The following is a 5894-nucleotide window of genomic DNA, read 5'->3' as shown; positions in this document are numbered from 1 at the left end:
AATTAATCCGAATAATCCCGAGAATCCAATTAATCCGAATAATCCAATTAATCCGAATAATCCCGAGAATCCAATTAATCCGAATAATCCGAATAATCCGAATAATCCAATCGATCGCAATAACCCAAATTCGTTGCCACCATCGCTAATCGATAGATTTCCATTAGATAAATCGCGATCGATTTTTCCCGATTCCAACCAACCCGGCAGCATTTCGCAGCGACATCGGCAGGAACTTGGATGCAGGGAAATTATCAGCAGCTTTACCTCTGCTGGAGAAATCTTTTGGTCAAGAATTCGAGGAATATTTCGGTCTTAACATCAGCAAGGATTTACTATCGGTAGACGACATCAAGAAAAAATTAGTATCGGTGGGCGCAGAAACGAAAACGAAACCCAGCTTAATATATCTGTTTTCGCGATCGGAAAAATTAGATTTAATGTTAGTAGATTCTTGCGGTGCAGTAGTTCACAAAACTGTGCCGGAAGCGCACCGGGAAGAATTGCTGAAAGTTGTAAAGGAGTTCAGGAATGAGATTACTAATCCAGCCAGACGTAATACTACGAGTTATCTATCATCTGCCCAACAGCTTTATAAGTGGATGGTTGAGCCTTTGGAGGAGAATTTGAAGAAGTGCGAAACAGATACTATTTCTTTTGTAGTCGATCGCGGTTTGAGAGGTATGCCCTTTGCTGCTTTGCACGACGGAAAGCAATTTTTGATCGAAAAGTACAATCTCAGCCTGATGCCCAGCATTAATTTAACAGATACTCGCTACGTGGATATCAGGAAATCTGAAGTTTTAGCAATGGGTGCGGATCAATTTTCGGAATTGAATCCTTTACCAGCGGTTCCTGCGGAAATAGCGGCTATTTCGCGAGAATGGCCGGGAATTAGTTTTCTGAATGAGGGTTTCACTTTCGATAATTTGAATCAACAGCATAAAAGCCGACCTTTTGGGATTATTCACTTAGCTACTCACGGCGAATTTCGTCCGGGACTGCCGAATAATTCTTTTATTCAGTTGTGGGATAGTCGGTTAAGACTGAATCAATTGCGTGACTTGAGATTGAATAATCCGCAGGTAAATCTATTAGTTTTAAGTGCTTGTCGGACTGCGGTGGGTGATGACAGTGCGGAGTTGGGTTTTGGGGGTTTGGCGCTACAAGCTGGGGTGCAAACGGCTTTGGGGAGTTTGTGGTATGTTTCGGATGAGGGTACTTTGGGATTGATGGCTGAGTTTTATCAGCGTTTGAAGATTGCCCCAATTAAGGCGGCGGCGCTGCGAGAAGCGCAAATTGCGATGTTGCGGGGAGATGTGCGTTTGGAGGGCGGCAAGTTACGGGGTTCGAGTCGGGGTGAGGGAGTGGAGTTGCCGCAATCTTTGCAAGGGTTTGCAGATTTGAAGTTGTCGCATCCTTATTATTGGTCGGCTTTTGTGATGATTGGGAGTCCGTGGTGACTGGTAATCGGTAGTCAAGCCTTCAAATCTGAAAACCAAATAGAAACCTCAGCATCTGGATTTTCGGGTAGCCGAGTCCATCCAGTTGATTGGGCAAATCTCTGCTTGACTAGCGCCAGTTGATTTTCATTTTTATCCAAAGCATTGGAGACAACAAGTATGACTCTCAAATCTTGCGCTGTTGTAATTTTACTCTTAGCTTCTTCACCGTCAACTATTGGGAGTGAGAGGATTCTGTGTCTCATTTCCAGCCACGAACCAAAACGCAATTCATCGGTATCTTTAGTTAAAACGACAACATCTTTAGGTGATTTAACGGCAGATTTTATCTGAGTAACTACCGATTTAACATTCTTTTTTGACAAGATATCGACATAGAGAAAATTCTCTGTTGTTGCGTAATTTTTCCGCAAAATTATAGCCTCAGCCCAATCAACTATATAATTGAGCGGGGGCAGCAATACAAAGAATACCAATACAACAGACAATACAATTTTTGACAGTATAGATTTTTCATGATTTGAAATCCAGTAAATGTAGTAAGAAATCACAAAGAAGACAGTAAGTATAAAGAAAGGATTGCTGTAACGACCGATGCCTGCCATTAATAGATTTATTCCAGTTTTATAAGATATATATGCAATGAATATAAAAGGAATCGTTGTAATGCAGCCCCAAAGAATAATAAGTTTTTTATTGTATATATTTTTGCGAGCAGACTCTGCAACAAACCAAAAAGCTGCTAAGGTTCCTGCCAGACCTACAAATATTTTAAAAGTTTCTGCTTTCCGTGAAATATCTAAGGTAAATAACTGTTTAAGAATAGTGCTTGTAAACGTCAACAGCCTACCTTGAGTAAAAATTTCTGAATTGAATAGACCTAAACCTGGAGCTCCTATTAAACTCAATAAAAAACGCATTCCTCTTGTAGAAGGCGATGCCACAGGAATAGCAGCTTCAAATTGGTCTATAGCACTATTGACTCCAGAAAGTGCATGGTGAATAGCGCTCAGACCAATTACTGGCAAAAGGGTGAATACCGTACAAACTGCTAACAGGATAAAACGGTTTTTCAAGGTATATTGTTTGCTGAAAAACCATAAAAATACAGCTAGATAGGCGAGCATTCCTAGAGAAACTAAAAAAGCAGAGTATTTTAACCAGTAAATTCCTCCTAAAAGTAGACCTAGTAGAGCTGCATGAACTAGAAAGCGACTATCAAATTTATTCCCTGAGTCTAAAATTGAGCACAGATACATTGCGTACAGTAATACCCAAGGCATGACTGCCCAAGGAATCACATCTCCTGCTGTACAAACCAATAATGAGCCAATTTCTATATAATAGATAGATAACAGGACAGCTATAATTATTTTGATTTTCTGGTCAGAGGTGAGAGTATCTATTACCTTTATCCACCCCAGACCGCCTGAAACAAACAAAAAGTATGCGGTTGTTCTGACTGCGATTCCTAAAGGCAATCCGAGGGCGATTAAAGGTAAAAATGCGAAGGTGACGCCGGGAGCGTGCCAGACTATCCAGGTTTGTATATCTTGAGAGATATCTTTTTGATTTACTGTGACAACTGAGTTGATCAAACTAGATCCTCCGCTCAACCACTGGTTGATTCCTTTGATTTGAGGGATTGGATCGAACTCTATTTGGTAAGGAAATACTGAGGCGATCGCAAAAAAGACAGTGACTATAAATAGAAATATTAAATATGGCGCTAATTTCTGATAACGAGAATTTGTTAAATTCATAATTATAGTTTTAATTGCGTGAAAAATAAACTATAAGTCACCTTTGCAAAAACTGGCGAAAAATGTGATATTTCTTAATAGTTATGAAAGTTTTCGCTGGTAGGTATGTTCGCCAGCAAGAGGTGGGAGTGTTGGGTGGGACGATCGCACTTGTTGTCGATCGCGCTTATTGTCGATCGCACTGCGCTATCATTCGGATCTAAGCGGATTTGAGATCGATGATTTTTTGGGAAAGGTCGATCGCCCTTTTGACCTATTTTTTCGGTTTGGTGCGCCACCAGGTGATGCCGGCTGCGAAAAGGGCGATCGCGCAACTCAACAAAAAGGAATACTTTGTCTGTACCGCTTGATGCTGCGATACCGCCTGCTGCTAAACCTACGCCGATCGCCATACAGGATCTCAAATTAATCTCGCAACTGAGTTAAAATAGTCTTGAGCTTATTGTTGCCGTTCATATTGGTTGTCGTGGATGCTGTTCGGGCGATCGAAGTCAGCTTGTCAATCTATGTACATAGTATCGTTTAAATGCACAAAACTCGGCACTTAACCCCCCACTCTTCAACCCGCGGAGGCGGGTTTCGTCTGTGTAGACGCGGTTTCAACCGCCGAAAAAACCGCCGTCTCAACCGCCGAAAAAATCCCGAATTATCTACGAGAAATATCCCAGCATTCCCGCGCAATCTCCCAATCTTCCTGAGTATGAATCACCAAAACCCGCACCGCAGAATCAACCGCCGCAACATCATCATCAATTGGCGAATTCAAATTCTTCTCCCCATCCAACCTTAACCCAATAAACCCAAAAACCTCGCACACAGCAGCCCTGACAGCAGCCGAATTTTCCCCAACACCAGCCGTAAAAATCAAAGCATCCAACCCTCCCAAACTCGCCAACATCGCCCCAATTCCGGCGCGCAAACGGTGGATGTAAATATCCAATGCAAGTTGAGCCCGAGAATTGCCATTTGCGATCGCCTCCGCAACCAGCCGCATATCGCTAGAAACCCCAGAAATCCCCTTCAAACCAGAATTTCGATTGAGAATATTATCGAGTTCCTCAGCAGTAAAGTGCGATCGCCTTAACAGATGAATTATGATACCAGGATCGATCGCACCCGATCGACTCCCCATCATCAAACCATCCAAAGGAGTAAAACCCATCGTAGTGTCAACACTCAGGCCGTCGCGAACCGCCGCCAGAGAGCATCCGTTGCCCAAATGACAGCTAATCAGCCGCAAATCGGCAGAATCGCGGTTCAGAATTTCGGCAGCCCTGCGAGCGCAATATTGATGGCTAATGCCGTGGAAACCGTAGCGGCGAATCCCCTCTTCCAGCCATTCGTAGGGGCCCGGATACACAAAAGCTGCGGGCGGTAACTGTGAGTGAAAAGCTGTATCAAAAACTGCGACTTGCGGCACATTTTTGAGGATTTTTTCAACGGCTTCGATACCTTCCAAGTTAATCGGATTGTGAATGGGAGCAAACTCAGATAAACGGGCGATTTCCTGTTTTACTTCCGGCGAAATTCGCGTACTTTGCTGATAGTTTTCCCCCCCATGTACGACGCGATGACCGACAATATCAATCTCGTTTAAACTGTTAATAACTTGAGTTTCACCCTGCCACAGAGTCTCTAGCATTCGAGCGATCGCCCCAGCGCGATAATCCGAGGCAATTTCTTCCTCAAACCTATGACCAGCAGCAGTTGTGACTTGCAACTCCCCCGCACCTTCGCGGTGAGTCCAGTCTATTTTTGCTTCCCAGAGAGGTTGTGGCGGGCGATCGGGAAGCGTGTCATTTAGTTCGTAAAAGCAGCTTTTTTGACTGCTAGAACCTGCATTTAAAACTAAGATTTTCATGGTAATTGGTAATTGGGAATTGGTAATTTAGGACTTACTCACTCCAACCTCAGAAACCGGGTTTTTACCTTTTCTGCTGGTTGGAACCTGTGTATTTTGCTCAAAAACGCGGTTTCTGGCTACCCGTATTGATTGTTAGCTATTCACTAATGACGACTTTATTAAGGAATTTATCAAAATGTTAAGTATTAATGCAATCTGTAGTCAAGCGTTACGGTTATTTGATATATCTTCGTCATCAGATTTTCATTGATTAAAGTTTAAGGAGCCGATCGCCATGTTGACAACTATTTTATTAACCGTTGCGCCTCGTACCGTAGAATGGAGCCCCACCATTGGGCTGATTATGATTGTCTGCAATATTCTAGCCATTGCTTTCGGCAAATTAACAATCCAGCATCAGAGCACAGGTGGGGCAATGCCTTCAGCGAATATGTTCGGCGGTTTTGGTTTGGGTGCAGTCTTGGGAACCACCTGCTTTGGTCATATTTTGGGCGCAGGTACGATTTTAGGATTGTCTTACATTGGCGCGATTTAGAATCTAGGTGGGGACTGCACACCTTTTCTAAGTACCGGGTAAATTGCGGAGGTTTTCATCCAAGTGCGATCGATCGCCCAAAACCTCCAGCATAGGCCCGCGCACATCAAACTTGACAATACTAATAGAAGCGGCTAAAGCAGCAATGCGATTGCGATAACTTCCCAAATCAATCCCCAACAAACCGCACAGAATAATCCGAATAGTCGCCTTGTGGGAAACCACCAAAACATTTCCGCTCTTGTATTTTTCCTGAATTTCTGCAATAA

General features: G+C 43.2%; 7 protein-coding genes. 2 read left to right on the top strand and 5 right to left on the bottom strand.

Annotated elements, in window-relative coordinates:
- Positions 1 to 213 (bottom strand): hypothetical protein (locus JGK20_RS32595; protein WP_293233572.1); only part of this gene is annotated, 213 nt, incomplete at its 3' end.
- Between the two features lie 23 nt (positions 214 to 236).
- On the opposite strand from JGK20_RS32595, the gene JGK20_RS32590 reads away from it, so the two are divergent.
- The gene (locus tag JGK20_RS32590; protein WP_293233570.1) at positions 237 to 1463 is read left to right on the top strand and encodes a CHAT domain-containing protein; all 1227 of its coding nucleotides are present in this window, start codon (positions 237 to 239) and stop codon (positions 1461 to 1463) included.
- A 14-nt stretch (positions 1464 to 1477) separates the two neighbouring features.
- Here JGK20_RS32590 and JGK20_RS32585 read toward each other — a convergent pair whose 3' ends face one another.
- The 3 genes from JGK20_RS32585 to JGK20_RS32575 all read right to left on the bottom strand — a co-directional run bounded on the left by JGK20_RS32585 (position 1478) and on the right by JGK20_RS32575 (position 5087).
- Positions 1478 to 3226 carry a hypothetical protein gene (locus JGK20_RS32585; protein ID WP_293185267.1) on the bottom strand — a complete coding sequence of 583 codons (1749 nt, stop codon included), beginning with the start codon at positions 3224 to 3226 and terminating at the stop codon, positions 1478 to 1480.
- A gap of 74 nt (positions 3227 to 3300) precedes the next feature.
- Positions 3301 to 3618 (bottom strand): hypothetical protein, encoded by a 318-nt coding sequence (locus JGK20_RS32580; RefSeq protein ID WP_293219609.1) that lies wholly within the window; start codon positions 3616 to 3618, stop codon positions 3301 to 3303.
- Positions 3619 to 3872: 254 nt separating this feature from the next.
- Entirely contained in the window at positions 3873 to 5087 is a 1215-nt protein-coding gene (locus JGK20_RS32575; RefSeq protein WP_293233568.1) for an acetate kinase, read from the bottom strand.
- Between the two features lie 277 nt (positions 5088 to 5364).
- On the opposite strand from JGK20_RS32575, the gene psaK reads away from it, so the two are divergent.
- Positions 5365 to 5625 (top strand): photosystem I reaction center subunit PsaK, encoded by a 261-nt coding sequence (gene psaK, locus JGK20_RS32570; protein WP_293185258.1) that lies wholly within the window; start codon positions 5365 to 5367, stop codon positions 5623 to 5625.
- A 27-nt stretch (positions 5626 to 5652) separates the two neighbouring features.
- On the opposite strand, the gene JGK20_RS32565 is transcribed toward psaK, so the two are convergent.
- Positions 5653 to 5894 (bottom strand): histidine phosphatase family protein (locus JGK20_RS32565; RefSeq protein WP_293233566.1); only part of this gene is annotated, 242 nt, incomplete at its 5' end.

The organism is Microcoleus sp. PH2017_05_CCC_O_A, from assembly GCF_020738785.1.
Lineage (GTDB): Bacteria > Cyanobacteriota > Cyanobacteriia > Cyanobacteriales > Microcoleaceae > Microcoleus.
The sequence above is the reverse complement of the archived record's forward strand: the minus strand, read 5'-3'. Positions and strand labels throughout refer to the sequence as shown.